The organism is Alteromonas sp. AWJ4_197 (assembly GCF_056160285.1).
In genome coordinates, this window is the sequence record NZ_JBSWWW010000004.1 from 513,290 (window position 1) to 538,175 (window position 24,886).

23 protein-coding genes and 4 tRNA genes are annotated in these 24,886 nt (G+C 49.0%); 18 read left to right on the forward strand and 9 right to left on the reverse strand.

Going from position 1 to position 24,886, the window contains the following annotated elements:
- The first annotated feature begins 32 nt into the window (after positions 1-32).
- A complete protein-coding gene (locus ACXAGC_RS11465; protein WP_119501754.1) occupies positions 33-980 on the forward strand; it encodes a ribose-phosphate pyrophosphokinase in 948 nt (315 codons plus the stop codon).
- Between the two features lie 58 nt (positions 981-1,038).
- Here ACXAGC_RS11465 and ACXAGC_RS11470 read toward each other — a convergent pair whose 3' ends face one another.
- The gene (locus tag ACXAGC_RS11470; RefSeq protein ID WP_474844500.1) at positions 1,039-1,659 is read right to left on the reverse strand and encodes a flavin reductase family protein; all 621 of its coding nucleotides are present in this window, start codon (positions 1,657-1,659) and stop codon (positions 1,039-1,041) included.
- 136 nt (positions 1,660-1,795) lie between these two features.
- Here ACXAGC_RS11470 and ACXAGC_RS11475 point away from each other — a divergent pair, with 136 nt between their 5' ends.
- The 4 genes from ACXAGC_RS11475 (at position 1,796) to ychF (ending at position 4,717) form a co-directional block, all read left to right on the forward strand.
- On the forward strand, positions 1,796-2,221 hold the full coding sequence (locus ACXAGC_RS11475; RefSeq protein WP_474844501.1) for a hypothetical protein: 426 nt from the start codon (positions 1,796-1,798) through the stop codon (positions 2,219-2,221).
- A gap of 150 nt (positions 2,222-2,371) precedes the next feature.
- Positions 2,372-3,001 (forward strand): 50S ribosomal protein L25/general stress protein Ctc, encoded by a 630-nt coding sequence (locus ACXAGC_RS11480; RefSeq protein ID WP_119501757.1) that lies wholly within the window; start codon positions 2,372-2,374, stop codon positions 2,999-3,001.
- Between the two features lie 5 nt (positions 3,002-3,006).
- Positions 3,007-3,603, forward strand: a complete 597-nt coding sequence (gene pth / locus ACXAGC_RS11485) for an aminoacyl-tRNA hydrolase (protein ID WP_119501758.1) — start codon at positions 3,007-3,009, stop codon at positions 3,601-3,603.
- A gap of 22 nt (positions 3,604-3,625) precedes the next feature.
- Positions 3,626-4,717 carry a redox-regulated ATPase YchF gene (ychF, locus tag ACXAGC_RS11490; protein WP_474844503.1) on the forward strand — a complete coding sequence of 364 codons (1,092 nt, stop codon included), beginning with the start codon at positions 3,626-3,628 and terminating at the stop codon, positions 4,715-4,717.
- A gap of 120 nt (positions 4,718-4,837) precedes the next feature.
- On the opposite strand, the gene ACXAGC_RS11495 is transcribed toward ychF, so the two are convergent.
- Positions 4,838-6,145, reverse strand: coding sequence for a short-chain fatty acid transporter (locus ACXAGC_RS11495; RefSeq protein WP_474844504.1), 1,308 nt, complete (start codon positions 6,143-6,145; stop codon positions 4,838-4,840).
- A 313-nt stretch (positions 6,146-6,458) separates the two neighbouring features.
- On the opposite strand from ACXAGC_RS11495, the gene ACXAGC_RS11500 reads away from it, so the two are divergent.
- The 5 genes from ACXAGC_RS11500 (at position 6,459) to ACXAGC_RS11520 (ending at position 8,436) form a co-directional block, all read left to right on the forward strand.
- A tRNA-Met gene (locus ACXAGC_RS11500) sits at positions 6,459-6,535 on the forward strand.
- Positions 6,536-6,570: 35 nt separating this feature from the next.
- Positions 6,571-6,655: transfer RNA gene (locus tag ACXAGC_RS11505), tRNA-Leu, on the forward strand.
- Between the two features lie 4 nt (positions 6,656-6,659).
- A tRNA-Gln gene (locus ACXAGC_RS11510) sits at positions 6,660-6,735 on the forward strand.
- A gap of 43 nt (positions 6,736-6,778) precedes the next feature.
- Positions 6,779-6,854 (forward strand) — tRNA-Gln (locus ACXAGC_RS11515).
- Positions 6,855-7,032: 178 nt separating this feature from the next.
- Complete coding sequence (locus ACXAGC_RS11520) at positions 7,033-8,436, forward strand: alanine/glycine:cation symporter family protein (RefSeq protein WP_474844505.1); 1,404 nt, start codon at positions 7,033-7,035, stop codon at positions 8,434-8,436.
- Between the two features lie 40 nt (positions 8,437-8,476).
- Here ACXAGC_RS11520 and ACXAGC_RS11525 read toward each other — a convergent pair whose 3' ends face one another.
- Complete coding sequence (locus ACXAGC_RS11525) at positions 8,477-9,031, reverse strand: carboxymuconolactone decarboxylase family protein (RefSeq protein ID WP_474844506.1); 555 nt, start codon at positions 9,029-9,031, stop codon at positions 8,477-8,479.
- Positions 9,032-9,159: 128 nt separating this feature from the next.
- On the opposite strand from ACXAGC_RS11525, the gene ACXAGC_RS11530 reads away from it, so the two are divergent.
- Positions 9,160-9,735, forward strand: a complete 576-nt coding sequence (locus tag ACXAGC_RS11530) for a TetR/AcrR family transcriptional regulator (protein WP_474844507.1) — start codon at positions 9,160-9,162, stop codon at positions 9,733-9,735.
- Positions 9,736-9,751: 16 nt separating this feature from the next.
- On the opposite strand, the gene ACXAGC_RS11535 is transcribed toward ACXAGC_RS11530, so the two are convergent.
- Together ACXAGC_RS11535 and ACXAGC_RS11540 are read right to left on the reverse strand one after the other, a co-directional pair.
- Positions 9,752-9,931, reverse strand: coding sequence for a hypothetical protein (locus ACXAGC_RS11535; RefSeq protein WP_474844509.1), 180 nt, complete (start codon positions 9,929-9,931; stop codon positions 9,752-9,754).
- Entirely contained in the window at positions 9,919-11,097 is a 1,179-nt protein-coding gene (locus ACXAGC_RS11540; protein WP_474844510.1) for an FAD-dependent monooxygenase, read from the reverse strand. Before ACXAGC_RS11540 ends, ACXAGC_RS11535 begins: the two co-directional genes overlap by 13 nt.
- Positions 11,098-11,347: 250 nt before the next feature.
- Between ACXAGC_RS11540 and miaB the strand changes: the two genes are divergently transcribed.
- The 7 genes from miaB to ACXAGC_RS11575 all read left to right on the forward strand — a co-directional run bounded on the left by miaB (position 11,348) and on the right by ACXAGC_RS11575 (position 18,744).
- Complete coding sequence (miaB, locus tag ACXAGC_RS11545; RefSeq protein ID WP_303575582.1) at positions 11,348-12,784, forward strand: tRNA (N6-isopentenyl adenosine(37)-C2)-methylthiotransferase MiaB; 1,437 nt, start codon at positions 11,348-11,350, stop codon at positions 12,782-12,784.
- A 29-nt stretch (positions 12,785-12,813) separates the two neighbouring features.
- Complete coding sequence (locus tag ACXAGC_RS11550; protein WP_119501767.1) at positions 12,814-13,875, forward strand: PhoH family protein; 1,062 nt, start codon at positions 12,814-12,816, stop codon at positions 13,873-13,875.
- A 56-nt stretch (positions 13,876-13,931) separates the two neighbouring features.
- Complete coding sequence (gene ybeY, locus ACXAGC_RS11555) at positions 13,932-14,345, forward strand: rRNA maturation RNase YbeY (protein WP_474844538.1); 414 nt, start codon at positions 13,932-13,934, stop codon at positions 14,343-14,345.
- Between the two features lie 32 nt (positions 14,346-14,377).
- Positions 14,378-15,235, forward strand: a complete 858-nt coding sequence (locus ACXAGC_RS11560; RefSeq protein WP_119501769.1) for an HlyC/CorC family transporter — start codon at positions 14,378-14,380, stop codon at positions 15,233-15,235.
- A gap of 36 nt (positions 15,236-15,271) precedes the next feature.
- Positions 15,272-16,738 carry an apolipoprotein N-acyltransferase gene (gene lnt / locus ACXAGC_RS11565; protein WP_474844539.1) on the forward strand — a complete coding sequence of 489 codons (1,467 nt, stop codon included), beginning with the start codon at positions 15,272-15,274 and terminating at the stop codon, positions 16,736-16,738.
- Positions 16,739-16,905: 167 nt separating this feature from the next.
- A complete protein-coding gene (locus ACXAGC_RS11570) occupies positions 16,906-18,165 on the forward strand; it encodes a Xaa-Pro dipeptidase (protein WP_474844540.1) in 1,260 nt (419 codons plus the stop codon).
- Positions 18,166-18,312: 147 nt separating this feature from the next.
- On the forward strand, positions 18,313-18,744 hold the full coding sequence (locus ACXAGC_RS11575; RefSeq protein WP_349587512.1) for an Hsp20 family protein: 432 nt from the start codon (positions 18,313-18,315) through the stop codon (positions 18,742-18,744).
- Here the strand turns inward: ACXAGC_RS11575 and ACXAGC_RS11580 are convergent.
- From ACXAGC_RS11580 to carB, 4 genes are all read right to left on the reverse strand, one after another.
- Positions 18,714-19,655: a tetratricopeptide repeat protein gene (locus tag ACXAGC_RS11580; protein ID WP_474844511.1), complete on the reverse strand. Its 942-nt coding sequence runs from the start codon at positions 19,653-19,655 to the stop codon at positions 18,714-18,716. The two genes, ACXAGC_RS11575 and ACXAGC_RS11580, sit on opposite strands and share 31 nt — an antisense overlap.
- Before the next feature lie 303 nt (positions 19,656-19,958).
- The gene (locus ACXAGC_RS11585; protein WP_474844512.1) at positions 19,959-20,963 is read right to left on the reverse strand and encodes an alpha/beta hydrolase; all 1,005 of its coding nucleotides are present in this window, start codon (positions 20,961-20,963) and stop codon (positions 19,959-19,961) included.
- A 98-nt stretch (positions 20,964-21,061) separates the two neighbouring features.
- Positions 21,062-21,538, reverse strand: a complete 477-nt coding sequence (greA, locus tag ACXAGC_RS11590) for a transcription elongation factor GreA (RefSeq protein ID WP_119501775.1) — start codon at positions 21,536-21,538, stop codon at positions 21,062-21,064.
- A gap of 126 nt (positions 21,539-21,664) precedes the next feature.
- Entirely contained in the window at positions 21,665-24,886 is a 3,222-nt protein-coding gene (gene carB, locus ACXAGC_RS11595; protein WP_474844513.1) for a carbamoyl-phosphate synthase large subunit, read from the reverse strand.

The following is a 24,886-nucleotide window of genomic DNA, read 5'->3' on the forward strand; positions in this document are numbered from 1 at the left end:
CCTCCTTTATCAAACGCACCGAGGAAACACTTGTGCCAGATATGAAGCTCTTTGCAGGCAACGCCGTCCCCGAACTTGCCCATAAGGTTGCAGAACGCCTTTATACCAAACTTGGTAACGCCAGTGTTGGTCGCTTTAGCGACGGTGAGATCAGTGTAGAAATTCATGAAAACGTCCGTGGCTCGGACGTTTTTATTATCCAGTCTACCTGTGCACCAACCAACGACAACCTGATGGAATTGATTGTGATGATCGACGCCCTGCGTCGTGCATCAGCAGGACGTATTACTGCTGTTATTCCCTATTTCGGCTATGCGAGACAAGACCGTCGCGTCCGCTCAGCCAGGGTGCCAATCACAGCCCGTGTGGTCGCAGATTTTCTGTCTAACGTGGGTGTTGACCGCGTACTGACCATCGACCTGCACGCAGAGCAAATCCAGGGTTTCTTCGATGTACCGGTAGATAACGCTTTCGGTACACCTATCCTGCTTGCAGACATGGTTCAGCGTGATTTTGTTGACCCGATTGTTGTGTCTCCGGACATTGGCGGCGTAGTACGTGCCCGTGCAACGGCTAAACTGCTGAATGATGCAGAACTGGCAATCATCGATAAACGTCGTCCGAAAGCGAACGTTTCTCAGGTGATGAATATTATCGGTGATGTGAAAGACCGTGACTGCATCATTGTTGACGACATGATTGACACCGGCGGTACGCTGGCGAAAGCTGCGGAAGCCCTGAAAAATCATGGCGCGCGCAAAGTGTATGCTTACGCGACTCACGCTATCTTCTCAGGCAACGCGCCAAAGAACCTGAAAGAGTCGGTTATCGATGAAATCATTGTTACCGACAGTATTCCGCTGTCAAAAGACATGCAGGCAACCGGTAAAGTGAAGCAACTCACATTGTCTGAAATGCTGGCTGAAACGATTCGCCGCATCAGCAATGAAGAGTCTATCTCAGCGATGTTCGAATACTGATAGCTGCCGGTGCGCAGATTATTAAAGGCCGGTGCTGAAAAGCACCGGCTTTTTTGTATCAGCGGGGACGCAACATCTCAAACAGGTTTTCACTATCAATGGTGTAATAATCCCCTGCACCACCCGCCCGCAGAAGGGGGTCTGCCCTGCCCGTTTTAAAAACACCGTCTTCAATCAGTGATGTTTTTATCTTCACGCCGGTCACTTCACCGAATACCATCCATGTATCACACAATTCACCATTACTGCCCTGCAATTTTACGATTTGTGTTTTGCGACATTCCATCACCACGCCACTTTCCGCAACATAAGGCGGCCTTACAGTGCGGGACTCGCCTTTTGTCAGCCCTGCCAGTTCAAACTCATCCACACTGGCATCGACCTGTGCACAGGTCTGATTCATCTGCTGCGCCAGCGGCACACTCACCAGGTTGTAGCAAAACTCTCCTGTCGCCTGAATATTTCTTACTGAGTCTTTAAAGCCGATGCTGGAAAAGCCAATAATGGGCGGCGTGTAATTAAATGCATTAAAAAAGCTGTAAGGTGCCAGATTAGCGATACCTTTTTCGTCAACAGTGGAAATCCAGCCGATGGGTCTGGGTGCAATAATACTGTTGAAGGGATCATGTTTGAGGCCATGACCCGCTGTAGGCTCGTAAAAGTGAAATTCTGAAGACATAGACTCAATCCTCTGAGTTTTAATAAAATAAAAAGGCACAAACAATAAACCACACCCACCTGTTCATTGTCCGTTCAGGTCAAAACCGGCACAATGACAAAAAAGGTCTGCTGACCATAACTACGGCGGAGATAATATGATCAGACTTATTTATTTAGCAGCGTTAGTCAGCCTGTGCAGTGCCTGTAACGATGAAGCTGCGCCGGACGACGTATCAAAAACAGAAACCGTCACCCTCAATGTGGTTGAGAACGTTACGAAAAATGTGACTGATAATATCGACAATAAGGCCACTGAAATGGAAAACAATATCACCTTGTCAGGGAAACTGGTCTATCAACAGCATGAAGGCGGCTTTTTCGGTTTCATTACTGACACCGGAGAGCGTTACACCCTGCGCGGACTGGATAAATCTTACCGTCAGAATGGCATGAAACTGATTGTCGAAGGTCAGCCGCTGACCGGTATGATGACAACGACTCAGTTCGGAACCGTTTTTAAAGTAGAAAAAGTGGTCAGTGCCGATGCCACAGCTGTCGCACCGCACCACAGTGAAATGTAATTGACGTTTGTATATCCTGCTTCGCGGTGGTAGAATTCGCCGCCCTTTTATTTCGGGGTACGGTTAATGAGCCTTGTTTATTGCCGTTATCGCGTGAGTTTTGGTCGCAAAAACTCACAAAAATAAACTAAATATATTGGAGACATATTAATGTCTGAAGCTATTTTTAACCTGGATGCAGTAGTACGTACTGACCTGGGGAAAGGTGCGAGCCGCCGCCTGCGTCATGCTGATAAAGTTCCTGCAATCCTGTACGGTGGCGAAGAAGCCCCTGTTGCACTGACTCTTGATCACAACAAACTGAACAACGCTGCTGATTTCGAAGCATTCTACTCTCACGTTCTGACTCTGAACATTGACGGTCAGAAAGTTGAAGCGTTAGTTAAAGATATGCAACGTCACCCGTACAAGCCTAAGATCACTCACGTTGACTTCCAACGCGTTATCGCTGGCGAAGAGCTGCACACCAGCGTACCTCTGCACTTCATCAATGAAGAAAAATCTGCTGCTATCAAAGCTGGCGGTATTGCAGAGCACCACGTAAACGAAATCGAAATCACGTGTCTGCCTAAAGATCTGCCTGAGTTCATCGAAGTAGATATGGCTGCAGTTGAAATGGATGCTACCGTTCACCTGTCTGACCTGACTCTGCCTGCAGGCGTTTCGTCTGTTGAACTGGCTAAAGGTGATGATGCACACAACTTAGCAGTTGTTACTGTTAAGCCTGCTCCTAAAGCACCTGAAGCAGAAGAAGGCGAAGAAGACGCAGCTGAGGAATAATCAGCTTGTCGTCAGATATCCGTCTGATTGCGGGCCTGGGTAATCCGGGCCCGGAATATGAACATACCCGACATAACGCCGGCGTCTGGTTTCTGAACGAACTGGCAGCGCGTTTTAACACCTCCCTTAAGCCTGAAAGTAAGTTTTTTGGTCTCACTGGCCGGATAACCGTAGGCACTCAAGATATTCGTCTGATCTACCCGACTACTTACATGAATAAAAGTGGTCAGGCGGTAGCCGCAATGGCAAACTTCTACCGTATCCCTGCAGAGAATATGTTGATTGCTTTTGACGAGCTGGATTTACCTCCGGGAATCGCTAAATATAAAGTTGGCGGCAGCTCCAGTCAGAATGGCATTCGCGACATCGTCGCTAAAATGGGCAATAACAAAGATTTCTTACGCTTGCGAATTGGTATCGGTCACCCCGGCCATAAAAGCAAGGTAACCGGCCATGTACTTGGCAAACCACCGGAAAACGAAAAACGGGCAATTGAAGATGCCATCGATGAAGCGGTCCGGTGTACAGAGATTTTAATTAAAAACGATTTAAAGCAAGCCCAGAACCGACTGCATAGTTTTAAAGCTGACGTTCAGGGCTGATAACTTAACAAGGGTCCAGCACATGGGTTTTAAATGTGGCATCGTTGGTCTGCCAAATGTGGGTAAATCTACCCTGTTCAACGCACTTACCAAAGCCGGAATTGAAGCGGCGAACTTCCCTTTCTGTACTATTGAACCGAATACCGGTGTAGTACCTGTACCGGACTTACGTCTGGACAAGCTGGCAGAAATCGTCAATCCGCAGCGCGTCATTCCTACTACCATGGAATTCGTGGACATTGCCGGTCTGGTTGAAGGTGCTTCAAAAGGTGAAGGTCTGGGTAACAAGTTCCTGGCAAATATTCGTGAAACCGATGCTATCGGACACGTTGTGCGTTGTTTTGAAAACGACAACATTGTGCACGTTGCAGGTAAAGTCAGCCCGAAAGATGATATTGACGTTATCAATACCGAACTGGCACTGGCGGATCTGGAAACCACAGAAAAAGCCATTCACCGTGTATCTAAGCGTGCCAAAGGTGGCGATGCCGATGCGAAGTACGAATTAAAAGTACTGGAAAAGATAAAACCGCACCTGGACGAAGGCAACCTGCTACGCTCTCTGGAACTGACCAAAGAAGAAATGGCAGCCATCAGCTACATGAACATGTTAACACTGAAACCTACCATGTATATCGCTAACGTGAACGATGACGGATTTGAAAATAACCCGTTCCTCGATCAGGTAAAAGAAATCGCAGCCGCTGAAAATGCTGTAGTTGTTGCCGTTTGCGCTGAAATTGAAGCTGAAATTGCTGAGCTTGAAGATGATGAGCGTGAAGAATTCATGCAGGACATGGGTCTGGAAGAACCTGGTCTTAACCGTGTTATCCGTGCCGGCTACAACCTGCTGACTTTGCAAACTTACTTCACCGCAGGGGTAAAAGAAGTGCGTGCATGGACATTCCCTGAAGGCTCAACAGCCCCTCAGGCAGCCGGTAAGATCCACACAGACTTTGAAAAAGGCTTTATCCGCGCAGAAATCGTTGGCTACGACCATTTTGTTGAGTTTGGCGGCGAGCAAGGCGCAAAGGATGCCGGTAAATGGCGTCTGGAAGGTAAAGACTATATCGTTAAAGACGGTGACGTCATTCACTTCCGTTTTAACGTGTAATCGCACTGTCATTCAAAAACACCGCCTGATGGCGGTGTTTTTATTTGAGCGCTTTTTATCTTTAAGAAGTTACGCTGTGATACCGGCTAAAGCTGGTTAAACGGTGAGGCAGGCAGAGTGCTAAACCCAATACAGCACTGCGCCAATCACCACGCCGGTCAGTAGCAACTGCACCAGACAAAACCCCATAATATCTTTGGCTTTAAGCCCGGCAATCGCCAGCACAGGCAGCGCCCAGAAAGGCTGGATTAAATTCGTCCAGGCATCCCCCCAGGCAACACCCATTGCAACACGGCTGACATCGGCGCCCAGTTCCAGCGCCGCTGGCAGTACCACCGGAGCCTGAACCGCCCACTGCCCGCCTCCGGACGGCACAAAAATATTCACAATGCCCGCAGAGATAAAACTCCAGACCGGCAGCGACTGCGCACTGGCAAGACTGATAAGCCATTCCGACAGACTCTGCGCTAAGCCGGACTGAACCATGACAGCCATAATCCCGGCATAAAACGGAAACTGGATAACAATGCCCGCTCCGCCTTTCACAGCCTGATGCAAACTATGCAGTAATTTCCGTGGTGTCCCGTGTAAGACAATGGCGAGAAACAAAAAGAGACCGTTAACGATATTCAGGTTTAACGTGCCGCCGTTTATAAAGTACATAAGCAGATACGCCAGACCGGCAAACCCGGTAAGCTGGGCAAGAATAACGCTGTTTTCCAGTTTATCCGCCGGACGGGTATTCTCAGCTTCCGGCACAGGTTCATCTTCAAGTTTTGATGCCGGTACAATGACACTGTCTTCTTTCGATGGCAGCATTAAACGGTTTACCACCGGCATTACAACGAACAATATGGCGACCAGAACAAGGTTAAAGGTGGCAAAAATAGTTTGTGATGTGTCGATAACGCCAATCTGATCAACAGAAAAGTGACCGGGCGTGGCAATGGTCAGTGGAACAGAGCCGGCAAGACCGCCATGCCAAACCACGAATCCGGAATAGGCACTGGCCACCAGCAAACGATAATCCACCTCAACCTTCCTTGCCAGCGCTTTGGCAAATAACGCCCCCACCACCAGGCCAAAGCCCCAGTTCAGCCAGCTGGCAGCCAGCGATACCAGCGAAACCAGTAAAATCGCCTTAGGTGCAGAGTTTGCCAGTCCGGCCATTTTCTCCAGCCCGCCTTTTACCAGCGGCGTACTGGCCAGCATGTATCCGGTGACAAGCACGAGCAGCATTTGCATGGAAAAACTGAGTAGCCCCCATAATCCGCTCCCCCATTGCTCAACAACCTGCTGCGGAGATTGTCCTTCTACAAGCACTGCTGCGGCAAAAACCACCAAAGTAAGCAATAAAACAAAGATATACGGGTCCGGCAGATAGCGCTCAACGAGTTTTACGAAGGGTGAAGCGACCTTATTCATCATATTTTTCTTCTTCCTTTAAGATCTGACTTAACAATTTACTCACATTATCGGATTTATTCGCAGATTTCAGGGAAAAAGATTTCACAACCGGCAAATTCAGACCGCTAAGCCGGTTAATTAATCGCCAATACTGAGGGAAGAAATTCATAGCAAATGCCCTCAAATTGATCTCTTTTCCACCATTTTGACGCCATATTAAGCATTTCAGTACACATAGTGAGCACTTAAAAAAAGTTAGTAAAAAAGGGGTTGACGGTCGGGGGTCATATCCGCATAATACGCGCCACTTCCTGAGAGGGAAGAGAAAGAAAGAGGCTACGTAGCTCAGCTGGTTAGAGCACATCACTCATAATGATGGGGTCGCAAGTTCGAATCTCGCCGTAGCCACCACTTTCTTACAATATCTCTCAGGTATGTCTAGCTGCGCGGAAGTGGTGGAATTGGTAGACACGCTGGATTTAGGTTCCAGTGCTTCACGGCGTGAGAGTTCAAGTCTCTCCTTCCGCACCATTATTGGGGTATAGCCAAGTTGGTAAGGCAGCGGGTTTTGATCCCGCCATCCGTTGGTTCGAGTCCAGCTACCCCAGCCATTATTTCGTTATGTTGAATCCATTCAGCTAACACCCAGTTGATTGGGGTATAGCCAAGTTGGTAAGGCAGCGGGTTTTGATCCCGCCATCCGTTGGTTCGAGTCCAGCTACCCCAGCCATATTATAAAAAAACCAGTCTTTTGACTGGTTTTTTTATGCCTGTTTTTCAGTGCGTTGAAAATTCAAAAAACAGAGATATTTATGCAAACACGGGTTGTATAGCCTTTTCCCCCTGCCCTGTTCTGATAAGATAGCCGGACAATAAAGAAGATCTATTATAAATAACAAGGAATTCATGTGATAAACGATATCGTATCGGCCGTAAATAATGTGCTGTGGGGTGACGGCCAGGTCCTTATCGTCATGTTGCTCGGGTGTGGTCTCTGGTTCACCTGGAAACTCGGCGCGGTACAACTCCGTCATTTCACCCATATGTTCTCGTTGATGAAAGGCAGTACTTCCACAACGAAAGAAGGTATCAGTTCATTTCAGGCATTGTGCACCAGCTTATCCGCCCGTGTAGGTACAGGTAACCTGGCCGGTGTGGCAGTAGCAATTTCTCTTGGCGGTGCAGGCGCTATCTTCTGGATGTGGGTTATTGCCTTTTTGGGCATGGCTACCGGTTTTGCCGAAAGCGTTCTCGGTCAGCTTTATAAGGTGAAAGATGAGAACGGTGAATACCGGGGTGGTCCGGCTTATTACATTAAACAGGGACTGAATAAAACCTGGCTGGCAGTGGCCTTTTCACTCTGTCTGTTTTTCGGTTACGGTTTCGTATTCAGTGCGGTGCAGGCAAATACCATTACCGATGCACTGAACAACGCCTACAGTTTTAATCCGCTATATTCCGGTCTGGTAATTATTGCTCTGGCATCACTCATTGTTGTGGGTGGTTTACGGGGTATTGCCCGCTTTGCAGAGTGGATTGTGCCCTTCATGGCTATTGGCTATGTGATAGCCGCGCTGCTTATTATGGCTTTCAACATCACTGAATTGCCTGCCGTACTCATGTCGATTATCAAGTCTGCATTCGGCTTACAGGAAGCCGGTGCCGGTATGCTGGGGGCTGCCGTGAAAAATGGTATCCAGCGTGGCCTTTATTCCAATGAAGCCGGTTCAGGCAGTGTACCTCATGCGGCAGCCAGTGCCGCACCTACACCAAATCATCCGGTATCTCAGGGCTACATTCAGATGCTGGGGGTCTTCGTTGACACAATGATCCTGTGTACGGCGACAGCATTTATCATTTTACTGGCAGGCGGCGAAGCAACCGGTCAGATGGAAGGTATTGGTATGACTCAGGCAGCAATGACGAAACACATCGGAATGGGTGGTGAAGACTTTGTTGCCGCAGCAATCTGCCTGTTCTCATTCACCTCGGTGGTTGCGAACTACGCCTACGGCGAAAGCAACCTGCATATGTTCAAACTGGACAACAAAGCGGGCCGCATTGCCTACACTGCCGGATACCTTATCATGATCCTGTGGGGCTCTCAGGCAGCTTTGCCTACCGTTTGGGCAATGGCTGACATGGCTCTGGGATTAATGACAGTAATAAACATCATCGCCATTGTCTGGATGACGCCCACTATCGTCTCCATCAGTAAAGACTATTTTGCCAAACACGACCGTGGCGGGGACATGGAATACAAAACCGGTGACTGCAAAATTCAGGGTAAAAGCGAAGACGGTATCTGGTAAACGAACTACGGCTATCTGTTTAAGATAGCCGTATTATGTCCTACTTAGCCGGTGCCCACGCAAACTTTTCAAATGCCGCATCTACCGGCGTTTCTGCCAGATGATTGGTGTAATTACTCATTACCTTCTGGGCCAGAATTAATATGATATCCAGCATATTTCTTGTGGTGTAACCCGCATCAGTAAAGCCTTTCATCGCCTCATCGTCAATGTGGCCACGACCGCGGGTGACAGAGAGGACTGCATTTCTCAGAGCATTTAACTTTGCATCTTCAAGCTCTTCGTTATTACGCAATGCATCAATCAGCTTGTCATCAACTTTCATGCTTTTGGCAATACCTGTATGCGCCGGTACGCAGTAATGGCACTCGTGTTCCACGTTCACCGTTTGCCAGACGACGGTTAATTCTTCTGCAGTAAAATCTGTTTTCTGAGCTAAATCGTGAAGCACCTGATAACCTTCGAGTAATTCAGGAGATGATGCCATGACCGCATGCAGGTTAGGGATCATTCCAAAAGACTTCTTTGAATTTTCCAGTAGTGGCTTAGCTTTTTCGGGGGCAGTATCTTCAGTATGCAATGTATAAGTAGTCATAAAATTCTCCGTTAAGTAAAATAATCAACGCAATGTGATTGCTCTGTGTATAAGATATAAGGACTTTGAACGACCGTTCAAGTCATTTTTGAACGATTGTTCAAAAAATGTGTTCTAAGGTAATTCGAATGAAAATAACCAATGAAGAGTTGATAAAGAATGCGACTGTGCTGTTTTGGAAAAAAGGCTACAGTGCCGTGGGTATGCGCGAACTCCAGTCCGCATTAGATATGAGACCCGGCAGTATTTATCACCGTTTCAAAAGCAAGGACGGCTTGTTCAGGCTGGTGATAGAAACGTACGTTGAAGATAGTAAACGTGATATAGAGGCCTGTTCAGCCTTTCCGGATGCGCTTGCAGAATTAGAAAAATATTTTGTCAGTGTGACGACTTGTCCCGGGGAATTGCAGTACCAACGTCAATGTCTGCTGGTCAGAACACTGTCAGATATGGAACAGTTGCCTGAAGCAATCAGACAAGTGGTAGTTGAAGGGATGGCGACGCTGAAATCAGCATTTTTGTTAGTGTTGGAAAATGCTCAGCACCAAGGCAACATATCACAAGAAGCAGATCTCAGTGAGCTGGCCGCCTGGCTGCAATGTCAATTCGTTGGTCTCAGAACACAGGCTTTTGTCTGTGAAGACAATGAACAAACTAAACGACTGATAAGCAGAGCGATGAGCGAATTAAATAACGCAGCCTGAAATGACACAGTCTGAATCAGCCCTGCATCATCATTCTTATTAGCTGAATAACCAGAGAAATCATCACCAGCGGCCAAATCCAGCGGCTGATTTTGCTTGCTGTTTCCGGACTCACCCGCATTTTGGAGCGTTCAATTAACGGCACAATAATAATCAGCGCCAGAAATAACACACCCAGTAAGATCAGAACTTCCATTCGTCCATCCCCATTGCATACTTCAATACCTGATCTTTCACCGGCCCGGCCATATCCGCACCTTTCAGCATCAGGTTTCTAAACCACTTAACTGGGGGTATTTTATTACTAAACAAGAGGTAAAAGCCGTCCATCGCCGACATCATCAGGGCGTTGTCTTTCATTCTCGGGCGTTCAAATTCTGTTTTCAGTCTGTGGTAAAACTCATCACTTTGAGGTTTGCAGTCGCCGGTCAGAGCCAGTAAAGCCGATACATCTTTAAAGCCGAGATTCACGCCCTGCCCTGCCAGCGGATTAATGGTATGCGCTGCATCTCCGGCTAATATGACACTCGGCCGCACATAGTCTGAAGCATGTGAACGCGTGAGCACAAAACCGGCCTTACTGACGATGCGGAATTCAGGTAAAAGACGGGGAAAATGACTAAGAATTTCCTCTGTTAACGCTTTGTCGTTCATGCCTTGCAATTGCTTTATGCGTTCGCCGCTGTCGTACCAGATCAACGAAGCAAACTGGCCGTACATGGGAAGCAATGCTCTGGGTCCGGAAGGATAAAACTGCTGCCAGGTTTCACCCTCAAAAGCATCTGCACCTTCGATAATAATGCCCATTGCCTGCTGGCCGTACTGCCAGCCAGTGGAACCAATTTGCGCCAGCGCTCTCACACGGCTGCGGGCCCCATCAGCCCCGATAAGGTAACGGCATTGCAAACTTTCACCGTTTTCCAGTGTGGCCCGTGTGATGGCAGTGGATTCATCAACCTCATAAGACTGCAAACTCGTTTGCGTTATCCAGTCCACCGGCAAATCCGCCAGAACACGGTGACAGCCTAACTGGATAAGACGGTTCTCAACAAAATATCCCAGTTGAGTCTGGCCGATACTTTGTGCATTGAAGCGGGTGGCCATATCCGGATTTTCCCACACAGACAAGGTATCGTAGGGCCGCACCCGCATGCCTTCAATGTGCTCCCATGCCCCCAGCGCCCGTAATAAATCCACGGACGTCAGGCTGATAGCAGACAAACGCAGATCCGGCGGCTGACCGTGTTGAAATGGCTGCGGCTGCACCGTTTCAATGATGGCAATTTTATATCCCTGCTGCGCCAGCCCTGATGCCAGCGCTGCGCCAACCATTCCACCACCATTGATACAAAAATCGTACATAACATCTCCTGAAGCGATAGCGCATTATGACCTAAACCGGCAGCGACTACCATGAAGCCAATGTCATACTGTTGCTATAGATCAGCAAGCTATACTAAACAGTATTAAACTGCGGAACAGATTTAAGGAACCGCTGGGCAAACAGCTTCTCAACAGGTAAAATACGCGGCTATTTTGAACACTAGCCGGCTGTTTTACGGGTTTAGCCCGTGGTTTTTAATGCCGCAACACCTGAAATCGTGACGTGAATATGACCAAAAAGCTGTATATCAAAACCTGGGGCTGTCAGATGAACGAGTATGACTCGGAGAAAATGGCAGATCTGCTGGATTCTACCCACGGTTATTCGCTTGCGCAGGAAGCAGAAGAGGCGGACGTGATCCTGCTGAACACTTGTTCTATCCGTGAAAAAGCACAGGAAAAGGTGTTTCACCAGTTAGGCCGCTGGAAAAATCTGAAAAAAGACAAACCCGAACTCATTATCGGCGTGGGTGGCTGTGTCGCCTCACAGGAAGGCGACCATATCCGTCAGCGCGCACCGTTCGTAGATCTGGTATTCGGCCCGCAAACTCTGCACCGTTTGCCGGAAATGATTAAGCAACTTCAGGGCGGTGCCGGTTCTGTGGTGGATGTCAGTTTCCCTGAAATTGAAAAGTTTGATTCACTGCCTGAACCCCGTGCAGAAGGTCCCACGGCTTTCGTTTCAATTATGGAAGGCTGTTCCAAGTACTGCACATTCTGTGTTGTACCCTACACCCGTGGTGAAGAAGTCAGCCGTCCGGTTGATGACGTGATTCTGGAAATCGCGCAGTTAGCTGAACAGGGCGTACGGGAAGTGAACCTGTTAGGCCAGAACGTAAACGCATTCCGTGGGGAGCATCACGACGGCACCATTTGCCGCTTTGCCGAGCTTCTGGAAATGGTCGCAGCCATCGACGGTATTGACCGTATCCGTTACACCACGTCGCATCCGGTGGAGTTCACCGATGACATTATCGCCGCGTACGAGACAATTCCCGAGCTGGTAAACCACCTTCACCTGCCTGTTCAGAGCGGTTCCGACCGTATTCTCAACATGATGAAACGTGGTCACACGGCACTGGAATACAAATCGAAAATCCGCAAGCTGAAGAAAGTACGTCCTGACATTTGCATGTCTTCAGACTTCATCATCGGCTATCCGGGTGAAACCGATGCAGATTTTGAGGCGACCATGGATCTGATTCAGGCCATCGACTATGACCTGAGCTTCAGTTTCATCTACAGCGCACGTCCGGGTACGCCTGCTGCTGATGCCGTGGATGATGTCAGCGAAGACGTGAAGAAGCAGCGCCTGCACCTGTTGCAGCAACGCATCACCCAGCAGGCATTACGCATTGCCCGTCATATGGTCGGCACTGAGCAGCGGATTCTGGTAGAAGGCCCGTCGAAAAAGAACCCGATGGAGCTGTCCGGCCGTACTGAAAATAACCGTGTAGTGAACTTTGAAGGTTCACCGGACATGATTGGTGAATTTGTGGATGTGAAAATCACAGACGTCTTTACCAATTCACTGCGTGGAGATGTGGTTCGCCGCGAAAAGGATATGGGCTTGCGTGTAGCAGTTTCGCCCCAATCTATTACAGCAAAGCGTCACGGGGAAGCGCCTGATGCACTGGGCGTGGGTCAGTTTGTCCCTGCCGTTTAAATTGATGAATAAGCGAGGAATAGCATAACTTGAGTACTCTGGTAAGCAACGAAGTCATATTAGAACCTGCTGACAATAAACGTCTGTCCAGCCTGTGCGGCCCGTTTGATGACAACATCAAACAAATCGAACGCAGGCTTGGTGTAGAAATCAGTTACCGTAATAACGCCTTTAAAGTGTCAGGCGAGGCCCTTCAGGCCAACGGTGTAGCAGAGCTGCTCAAGTTACTGTATATCGAAACTCAGCCTGTTAAAGGCCTTATCCCGCAACTGGAACCGGAGCAGGTACATCTAGCCATTCAGGAAGCCCGTTTCCCGGAGCGAAGTGAATCAACGGTTTACGGCAAAGAAGTTAATATCAAAACCAAACGGGGGGTCATTAAGCCCCGTAATCCGAACCAGGCACAATATGTTGCTAACGTGGTTAATCATGATATTACGTTCGGTATCGGCCCTGCCGGTACGGGTAAAACCTATCTGGCTGTGGCCTGTGCAGTTGATGCCCTTGAACGTCAGGAAGTACGCCGTATTCTGCTTACCCGCCCTGCTGTTGAAGCCGGTGAAAAACTGGGTTTCCTGCCGGGTGATTTGTCTCAGAAAGTCGACCCGTATCTGCGTCCCCTTTACGATGCCCTGTTTGAAATGCTTGGCTTCGAAAAGGTAGAAAAACTGATGGAACGCAACGTAATCGAAGTTGCGCCGCTGGCTTATATGCGTGGCCGTACACTGAACGATGCGTTTATCATTCTGGATGAAAGCCAGAATACCACCACTGAACAAATGAAAATGTTCTTAACCCGTATTGGTTTTAATTCCAAAGCGGTGATCACCGGTGACATCACCCAGGTCGACCTGCCCCGTGGCGTGCGTTCAGGGCTGAGAAACAGTATTGAAGTACTGGAAGGTGTATCTGACATTTCATTTAACTTCTTTAAAGCTGAAGACGTTGTGCGTCACCCTGTGGTGGCCAGAATCGTACAGGCTTATGAGAAGTTTGATGGTGAGCAGGAAAAAATCCGTCAGGCAAAACGTGCTGCCGCCGAACAGGAAAAGCAGCAAAATGCCGGTGACGACAGTAAGGACAAGCCGTGACGGCAGTCATCGATTTTCAGCAAGCTTATGCGCCGGAAGACTCCGTTTCGGCGCACATTCCAACAGAAGTTCAACTTTCTCTCTGGGCCAACACCATCTTCTCTCAACTGGATATCAGCGATAAAGAACTGACCATCCGCTTTGTAGATGAAGAAGAATCACAAACCCTCAACAGAGATTACCGCGGTAAAGATAAGCCGACCAATGTACTGTCATTTCCCTTTGAGTGCCCGCCGGGTGTACCGCTGAATCTGCTCGGTGACCTGGTCATTTGTGCGCCGGTTATCAGCCGTGAAGCTCAAGAGCAGCATAAGCCGGTAGCCAACCATTATGCCCACATGGTGGTGCACGGTATCCTGCATCTGATAGGCTACGACCACATCGATGATGAGGAAGCCGAAGAAATGGAATCTCTGGAAATTGAGATTTTAGCGCAATTATCCATTGACGATCCTTACCGGGATCTTTAACTTTCATATTTCACACACTACAAAAGACGATTATGAGCGAAGACAGCCCTCACTCTACCAACGGCTCGACGAACAAAAGTTGGTTAGATAAATTAAGACTGACATTTTCCGGCGAGCCGAGAAGTAAGGAAGATCTGGTAGACGTTATTACAGAAGCCGAACAACGGGAACTGATTGACCCCCAGACCAGAGAAATGATTGAAGGCGTTATCGGTGTCAACGAAATGCGCGTACGGGATATCATGATCCCCAGAACGCAAATGACTACTATTGATATCGACCAGAAGGTAGAAGAGTTCCTGCCTAAAATTCTGGACACAGCCCACTCCCGCTTTCCTGTTATCAGCGAAGACAAAGACCATATCGAAGGTATTTTACTGGCAAAAGATCTGCTCAGCTATGCATTCAGTCCGGATAAGGCCTTTGAGTTAAAAGATGTACTTCGTCCGGCGGTCATTGTGCCGGAAAGTAAACGGGTGGACGTACTGCTCAAAGAATTCCGCCAGCAACGCTACCACATGGCCATTGTTGTGGACGAATATGGTGGTGTATCCGGCCTGGTTACCATTGAAGACATTCTGGAACTGATTGTCGGTGAAATTGAAGATGAATATGACATCGACGAAAACGGTACAGACGACATTAAACCGCTGAATAAATCTACCTACACCGTTAAAGCATTAACGCCGGTGGATGACTTCAATGAGTTTTTCAAAACGACATTCGATGAAGAAGAAGCGGATACGATCGGCGGTATTGTACTGAAAGCATTCGGGCACATGCCGGAAACCGGTGACGAAATTACCGTCAGCGATATTCACTTCAAAATTACCAACTCCGACAAGCGCCGTCTGGTGCAGCTCAAGGTTACCGTACCCTCCATGGAGTAATCTCCCCTGAAAGCGTTTATTCCCTATCTGTTGGCATTGCTTAGCGGTGCCAGTTTAACCTTTGCCTATGCCCCGTTTTCGCTCTGGCCTGTCACGTTCGTGGCGCTGGCCCTGGCGATCCGCCAACTGGTAAAAACGCAACATCCCTTCTTAACCGGCTGGTTATTCGGTCTGGGCTGGTTTGGTGCCGGCATCAGCTGGGTGCATGTCAGTATTGCTGATTTTGGCGGCTTGCCTGTGGTGTTGTCAGTAGGACTCATGCTCATCCTGTGCGGGTATCTTGCATTGTATCCTGCCATTGCGCTCTGGGCTGCAAGACGCTGGTTTCCTGCCAGGTTATGGCCGCTTGCCCTGCCATTTCTCTGGGTCGTTGCTGAATGGCTGAGAAGCTGGATGCTGAGTGGGTTCCCCTGGTTATCGGTGGGCTACAGCCAAATCAACAGTCCGCTGGCAGGCTGGGCGCCGGTAGCCGGTGAAACCGGCATTACAGCGATTATTATTGCCCTCGCAGCAGCACTGGCAGTATTCAAAGTCAGAACCCAATGGCCGGCGATAGCGGTTATTTTTACAGTTAGCCTGGTATCAGGCTGGCTGCTGAAGAAAGTTAACTGGGTGGAAACTGCCGGCGTACACTCAGTTGCCATGGTACAGGGAAATATTGCCCAGTCACTGCGCTGGGTACCGGAGCAGGATATTCCCACCATGGAAAAATACCGTGGTTTAACCACGCCGTTGTGGGACAACGATCTGGTGATATGGCCTGAAGCTGCTGTACCCAAACTGGAACTGATGGCGACAGACTTTCTGCAAGCCATGGACCGCCAGGCAGTGAGCACAAACACAGCACTCATAACCGGTATTGTTAATTACAACTGGGAGTCTGAAGAAGCGTGGAATAATCTGCTGGTGCTCGGCCGCAAAACACAGGACGATACGCAGGCCCGTTACCATTATTTCCATGCCAACCGGTATGCCAAGCATCACCTGCTGCCCATCGGTGAATTTGTGCCTTTTGAAGACATATTAAGACCACTGGCCCCGTTGTTTGATTTACCTATGTCTTCATTTTCCCGCGGAGACTTTGAACAAACAAACCTGATAGCCAACGGGATCCGCCTGGCACCGGCAATTTGCTTTGAAATAGCCTTTCCCCGTCAGGTTTCGGCCAATGTTCACAGCGATACAGACATGATTATCACGGTAAGTAATGACGCCTGGTTTGGTCACTCTCACGGTCCGGCACAACATCTGGATATTGCCCGTATGAGGGCAATTGAAACCGGCCGGCCGGTACTGAGGGCAACCAACAATGGTATTACCGCGTTTATTAATGAAAAGGGCGATGTAACCTCTGTCCTGCCGCAGTTTAAAGCTGGCAGCCTGGTGTCTGACGTGGCAGCCAAACATGGACTTACACCATACAACCGCGCCGGAGATATACCGGTATGGTTTGTCAGCGGTTTACTGCTTTGTGTTGCGCTGTATCTCAGACGCACTCATTAACCCTGCTGACTGCGTGCTTGTGCCTTTCTGAGGCACAAGTACACGTTCTTCTTCCTCTTTTTTGCGATAATTGTCAGCCAAATTTCCCGCTGATTGGGTAAAGTATGGCTGTTGACAGGACAGTTCCGGAAATACCAATGAAAATCAAAAGAATACACACATACCTGATGGCCGGTTCGCTGGCGCTTACCAGTTTGTTTACGCTGGCTAATCCCCTTGTTATTACCGCAGATCGCATGGTGGATGTGAAAGCCGGCAAGGTTATCGAATCCGCCGTGGTGATTATCGAAGATGATGTGATTGTTCAGGCCGGCCACAGCAAAAAAATTGCCATACCGGACAACGCTGAAGTCATGGCACTGGGTGATTACACATTAATGCCGGGTTTGATGGACATGCACGTTCATCTGACCAGCGACCCCACAAAACACGGCTATTCATCGCTGTCTGTTTCCGTTCCCCGTGCGGCTATTACTGGTGTTAAACATGCAAAAGATACTCTGATGGCGGGTTTCACCACGGTCCGGAACGTTGGCGCACCCGGTTTTACTGATGTGGCGCTGCGTGATGCCATCAATGACGGTGATGTTCAGGGACCCCGCATGTTTGTGGCCGGCCCTTCACTGGGTGTGACCGGAGGTCATTGCGACAATAATCTTCTCCCCTATGGCTATCACGATAAAAGCGAAGGCGTTGCTGATGGTCCGTGGGAAGTACGCAAGAAAGTACGTGAAAACATCAAATACGGCGCTACCGTTATTAAGTTCTGCGCCACCGGTGGTGTTTTATCTAAAGGTACAAAAGTCGGTGCCCGGCAGTACACCGAAGAAGAAATGCAGGCACTGATTGAAGAAGCCCATTTACGCGGCCTCACCGTGGCCACGCACGCTCACGGCACCAGCGGCATAAAAGCGGCAATCCGTTCCGGTGTGGACTCTGTAGAACATGTCAGTTTGCTGGATGATGAAGCCATTGAACTGGCGAAAAAACACGGCACGTATTTTTCCATGGACGTGTACGTCACAGAATACATTCTCGGCGAGGGTGAAAAGGCCGGTATTCTGCCGGAAAGCCTCGCAAAAGAACGCATTGTAGGCACCAAACAACGGGAGAATTTCCGAAAGGCGGTGAAGGCCGGCGTCAACATGGTATTCGGTTCGGATGCCGGTGTTTACCCTCACGGGGACAATGGCAAACAGTTCGCCCGCATGGTGACCTGGGGTATGACACCCATGCAGGCCATTCAGGCTGCCACCATTAATTCGGCTACACTACTGAAACAACAGGAATCACTTGGCAGTATTGAGGCGGGCCGGAAAGCCGACGTCATTGCGGTAAAAGGTAACCCCCTTGATGACATGGCGCTGATGGAAGATGTAGGCCTGGTGGTCAAAAACGGACAAATCGTCAAATCCCTCGCGATGTAACCCTTCCTGCCGGCGGCAACTTTCCCACTCGCCGCCGGTGCCGCTTTCTGACATAATTAAACCATTACAGGCTGGTGCTTAATTAAAAGGCCGGCCATTTATGTTGCCCGTTACGGGAACTTACGCCTTTTGCTTAACAGGACAGGTATGCCTACTATCGACTTAACTCCCCTTTACCGCTCTTTTATCGGCTCAGACCATTTGGCTACCTTAATTGAAGCTGCCAACCGCGCAGAAAAGCAAAGCAGCTATCCGCCGTACAACATTGAACTGATTGACGAGTTTAAGTACCGCATCACCATGGCTGTAGCGGGTTTCAGTCAGCAGGACGTGATTGTGGAAGTGCAGGACAATACCTTACGGATTGCCGGTAAAAAGCTGGCAGACCCTAAACAGGCAGAGCGCAAATTCCTGCACAAGGGCATTTCTGAGCGGGGTTTTGAACGTAAGTTCCAGTTAGGTGACAACGTAAAAGTGATTGCGGCCGATATGGAACTCGGCCTGCTGCATATTGATTTACAACGTCTTATCCCTGAAGCGAAAAAGCCTCAGCGCATTTCCATCGGCGGCGGAGACTGACCGGCTTGTGTCTGTAATTTCCGGTAAAGTGGCATATGATGTTTATGCACTTTACCGGGATCTATCTTAGCAAGCGCGGCGATAGCAGCCTCTTTCTTATCTTCGATAAAGTCCAGTTCCGCCAGTCTCAGCCGGATATAAGTTTTATCGCCCGTTTCATACGTACCCAGCGCCTGGTCAAGGGCATGACCCGCCTGCTTCAAATAATACCGGGCCTGCTTATATTCTTCTTTGTGCAGATAGACAACACCCAGACTACTGTAAGCATTAGAAAGCTGTAGCGGCTCATTCTTATGCTCATGCGCTTCGGCCACATAGCCGTAGAATTGCAGTGCTTTGTCGTAATCCTTTATAAATAATGCTACGTGTGCGATTGCCATATGCAAAGGCGCTTTAGCATCAGGATTACGAATATTTTCAGTACGCCTTACCGCCCAGTCAGCCAGCTCGCTGGCAGCGTCATAATCTTTGAGGTAGTTGTGAAGAATAATGAGTTCTGCAAGACGCCGTGGATCAGGGGCATACTCTGCCGAACGCATAATTAAATCGCGGGCAAGATGAGCGTATTCTGTTCCCTGCTCTGTCTCACCGCTACTTAACAGCTTCTTGGCATAAATGGTGTAAACCACAATTTTGAAGACATCAGGGGCATCCGTCATGTCAGCATAACCGCTGAGTTCCTGACGGGTCAGAGACAGGTTATCCAAATCCCACCGTGCAGACAGGTTGTAGTACATCAACATGTACCAATCCCGGCTTCCGGCAGCAGTATTTTTCAGTAACTGACGGGTTTCATTTTTACAGTCCACAGCACTGGCAAGACAACTGTCAAGACTGGTGTAAGACAACGCATTAACGCTTCCTGAAATCAGGAAAGACAAACTTATAATTATACGGATGGTGTCGCGCACGACTGGTTCTCCGTCTGGCAGACATCTAAAGCAATACTTCCTTACCAGTGCGCAAAAGGATGAAACTCTCTCATAAACCCTGCAGTCCTAAGACAACGTCGTTTATCAGAAAACTCATAGTAAGGTGTGATTTCCACACCGGCATAAACCTTTTATTTTTCCGTAATTATTTGTTCTGCATCTCCATTTGCGCCACATCGATGCATTATATCGTAAATAAAGCGTAAAAAGGCTTTTTAAATGAAGAAAAGACGACGAGTGCAGGCAGGGAAAGCCTGCACAGAAAGAGAATAAACGACAGTTTTACTGAGCGGTGCGTGCAGCAGACAGTGCAGGCCGGTGATTACCCGCATGCTCCAGCCAGTTCATCAACACCTGATGTTCGGTATCGCTGATCCCGATGACTGACATATGCGTTTCGTCATCATTTACGATTCGGGTAACATTTGCCAGCTTTGACCAGCCGTTGACACGGCGAATGTTACTAACGAGATCCTGATCTGAACCGTAGGTGAGAATAGGCACATTCAGCGCAGGTAAATCTGCAAACATATCTGTCTGCTCAACAGAGAGCCCTGCCCGTTTCAGCGCCAGTTCTGCGCCGGCACGAATAGATGAATCTGGTACCAGCTTGCTTAAACGGGGTTTAAATGTATGGGCGACACCAATGGTAGCGCGGTCAAACCGGTCCATAGGGGCCAGTAATACCAGTCCGGCCACGGACTCCAGCTTTCTGGCTGTTTTCACCGCAGCTAAAGCGCCCATGGAGTGACCAACGAGATAAACAGGCTCTTCAGTGATATCCACGGTGTGGTCGATAAACTCGGCAAGTAAGTCTGCATCACGCACACCAAACCCCAGTGGTGCAGAGGACTCGCCCTGCCCCATTAAATCAGGTTCAATGACGCGGAATCCCAATGCCTGAAAATAGAAACCGGTACTCATCCAGCTTTCTTTTTTCGCACCGTAACCGTGAAGTAAAACAACGGTGCCGGAAAACTGCCCGACATCACGGGGAGTAATCGTCACTTCCTTCAAAAAGCTGAACTGGTTACCAAAATCCCGCGATACGGTAAAAGACATACTGGGAAGCTGACGGGTAACAGCACCGCCATCTTTATAAGGAATACAATAGGATGAGCGCTCACTACACCACTGCTTCTCAACCACGCCCCATTGGGCATACATCTGGTCCAGTGTGGCCTGTTCGTAGTGAATTAATTGCGCGGGTGATTCGATGCGCTCTGCTACCATCCGTGAGCAGCCACTGAGTAATATCAGGACTAAAAGTAATAATGAATGTTTCACGAACGGTACCGTACTACACATCATTTGCCGTTGCGGCTTTATCCGCTGAGGGCGTTGGTTAAAGGAAGCGGAAAGCCAGAGACTTTCCGCCATCAATATCAGATATATTCCACTTCGGTGATTTCAAACTCGACAGTGCCTGCCGGTGTCTGGATATTTACCACATCATCCAGTTCTTTACCGATAAGACCACGGGCGATAGGAGAATTCACTGAAATCAGATTATTTTTGATATCAGCTTCATCATCACCCACGATGCGGTAAGTGGTTTCAGCATCAGTTTCCAGATTCATAATGGTAACTGTAGTACCAAAAATGACCTTACCGGTATTATCCATTTTGGTAACATCGATGATTTGCGCGTTAGATAACTTTCCTTCGATGTCCTGAATACGACCTTCACAGAAACTCTGCTCTTCGCGCGCAGCATGATACTCGGCATTCTCTTTCAGGTCGCCGTGCTCACGTGCTTCGGCAATAGAAGCGATAATTCGCGGGCGGGTCACTGTTTTTAATTCATTTAATTCTTTGCGCAATAACTCTGCGCCACGAGCGGTCATCGGATACTGACTCATGGTGTTTCTCACTTATTTTGACTGGTCTGCTGACCTTTTGATCGCTGAGTTAAAAAAAGTGCGCCAACCGGCGCACTTTTCTAAAATATTGATTGCGCAGAATAGCGCAATTTCACACAACTGTCATCAGGCATTAATACGGGCATGCAGTTCCTGCACTGATGAAACCTTGTTACGGTCATCAGCAGATTTTGCACGAATCGTAGCGAATGCTGCATTCATTGTTGTGGTGTAAGTGATTTTATTCACTAACGCTTCACGTCGAATGTATACAGAATCCGTGATTGCCTGGCGGCCTTCCGTGGTGTTGATGATATAGCTGTATTCACCGTTTTTAATTGAATCAACGATGTTAGGACGTCCTTCAGACACCTTATTTACTACAGTACATTCAACACCCGCATCAATCAGGCTCTTCGCAGTACCGCTGGTCGCTTCAATCTTAAAGCCGGCTTCGATCATTGCTTTGGCAAGGTCGACAACACGGGCTTTGTCATTGTTACGTACAGACAGTAACGCTTTGCCTTCTCTTGGCAGCGGCGCACTGGCACCCAGGTTGGCTTTAGCATACGCTTCTTCGAAGGTATCACCCACACCCATAACCTCACCGGTAGAGCGCATTTCAGGGCCTAACAGCGGGTCAACACCCTGGAACTTAGCAAATGGCAGTACCACTTCTTTTACAGAGTAGAACGGCGGAATGATTTCTTCCGTCACACCCTGAGACTGCAGTGACTGACCCGCCATACAGCGGGCAGCAACCTTCGCCAGCGGTACACCTGTCGCTTTAGATACGAAAGGTACGGTACGGGCAGCTCGGGGGTTCACTTCAATCAGGTAAACTTCGCCGTCTTTGATAGCAAACTGTGTATTCATCAGACCCACAACACCCAGCTCTAACGCCATATCACGAACCTGCTTACGCATGGTGTCCTGAATATCTTTTGGCAGAGAGTGTGAAGGTAGTGAACAGGCAGAGTCACCAGAGTGAACACCGGCTTGTTCAATATGCTCCATGATGCCGCCGATAACCACTTCAGTGCCGTCACAGATAGCGTCGATGTCGACTTCAATCGCGTCGTCAAGAAAACGGTCCAGCAGTACAGGGGCGTCGTTAGACACTTTAACCGCTTCGTTCAGGTAACGTTTCAGATCTTTCAGGTCGTACACGATTTCCATCGCACGCCCACCCAGAACGTATGAAGGACGAACAACCAGCGGGAAGCCGATTTCTTCTGCACGGGCCAGAGCCTGTTCAATGTTGGTAACCGTTGCGTTAGCCGGCTGCTTAAGACCCAGCTTGTTCACCATGTGCTGGAAGCGCTCACGGTCTTCTGCACGGTCAATAGCTTCCGGAGACGTACCGATAATTGGTACACCGTTCGCTTCAAGGGCACGGGCCAGTTTCAGTGGTGTCTGACCACCGTACTGAACAATCACGCCTTTAGGCTGTTCTTTTGCAACGATTTCCAGCACGTCTTCTAACGTTACCGGTTCGAAGTACAGACGGTCTGATGTGTCGTAGTCGGTAGAAACCGTTTCAGGGTTACAGTTAACCATGATGGTTTCGTAGCCGTCTTCACGCATAGACAGCGCAGCGTGCACGCAGCAGTAATCGAATTCGATTCCCTGACCGATACGGTTAGGACCACCGCCCAGTACCATGATTTTATCTTTATCCGTCGGTGCAGCTTCACATTCTTCGTCGTATGTGGAGTACATATACGCAGTGCTGGTTGAGAATTCAGCAGCACAGGTATCAACACGCTTATACACCGGAGAGATACCGAAGCCACGGCGGATGTCGCGGATGTCGCTTTCTGCTACGTTAGTCAGCTCAGCCAGACGGGCATCAGAGAAACCTTTACGCTTCAGCGCACGGGTGAAATCTTCAGTCAGTGCGCTTACGCCCTGCTCTGCCACCTGGTTTTCCAGTTTAATCAGTTCTTCTAGCTGTACCAGATACCAGCGGTCTACATTGGTGTAAGAGAACACTTCCTCAACGCTCATACCCATACGGAAAGCATCACCGATGTACCAGATACGCTCAGCGCCCGGGTTTTGCAGCTCATACTTGAGCTTGCTCATGGCTTCGTCGTCCTGCGGGTCCAGAATCGGGTTCAGACCCGTCGCGCCCACTTCCAGACCACGTAATGCTTTCTGCAGTGATTCCTGCTGATTACGGCCAATCGCCATCACTTCGCCTACAGACTTCATCTGTGTGGTAAGACGGTCGTTCGCACCGGCAAATTTTTCGAAGTTAAAGCGTGGAATCTTAGTCACAACGTAGTCGATAGACGGCTCGAAAGATGCCGGCGTCAGGCCACCGGTAATATCGTTAGCCAGTTCGTCCAGGGTGTAACCCACAGCCAGCTTGGCAGCCACTTTTGCAATCGGGAAGCCGGTTGCTTTTGATGCCAGTGCTGAAGAACGTGATACGCGCGGGTTCATCTCGATGATAACCATACGGCCAGTCTTCGGATCCACACCGAACTGTACGTTTGAACCGCCGGTTTCAACACCGATTTCGCGCAATACGGCCATGGCCGCGTTACGCATGATCTGGAATTCTTTGTCGGTCAGTGTTTGCGCCGGCGCAACAGTGATAGAGTCACCGGTGTGAACACCCATGGCATCGAAGTTTTCAATAGTACAAACGATAATGCAGTTATCGTTTTTATCGCGAACCACTTCCATCTCGTACTCTTTCCAGCCAATCAGCGACTCATCAATAAGCAGCTCATTGGTAGGAGAAAGGTCAAGACCGCGGGTACAGATTTCATTGAACTCGTCAATGTTGTATGCGATACCGCCACCGGTTCCACCCATGGTGAACGACGGACGGATGATACAAGGGAAACCGATGCGGCTGAGTACATCGTGGGCCTGCTCCATAGAGTGAGCAATTTCCGCACGGGGACATTCCAGACCGATAGACTTCATCGCTTTATCAAAGCGCTCACGGTCTTCCGCTTTATCGATAGCGTCAGCCGTTGCACCAATTAGTTCAACGTTGAACTCTTTCAGTACGCCTTCACGCTCAAGATCCAGCGCACAGTTCAGTGCAGTCTGGCCGCCCATGGTAGGCAGTACCACATCAGGACGTTCTTTTTCGATGATTTTGCGTACCACTTCCCAGTGAATCGGCTCGATGTAGGTTGCATCAGCCATTTCAGGGTCGGTCATGATAGTCGCAGGGTTAGAGTTTACCAGAATGACGCGGTAACCCTCTTCGCGCAGTGCCTTACAGGCTTGTGCGCCGGAATAGTCAAATTCACAGGCCTGGCCGATAACGATAGGGCCGGCACCCAGAATCAGAATACTTTTTATGTCAGTACGTTTTGGCAT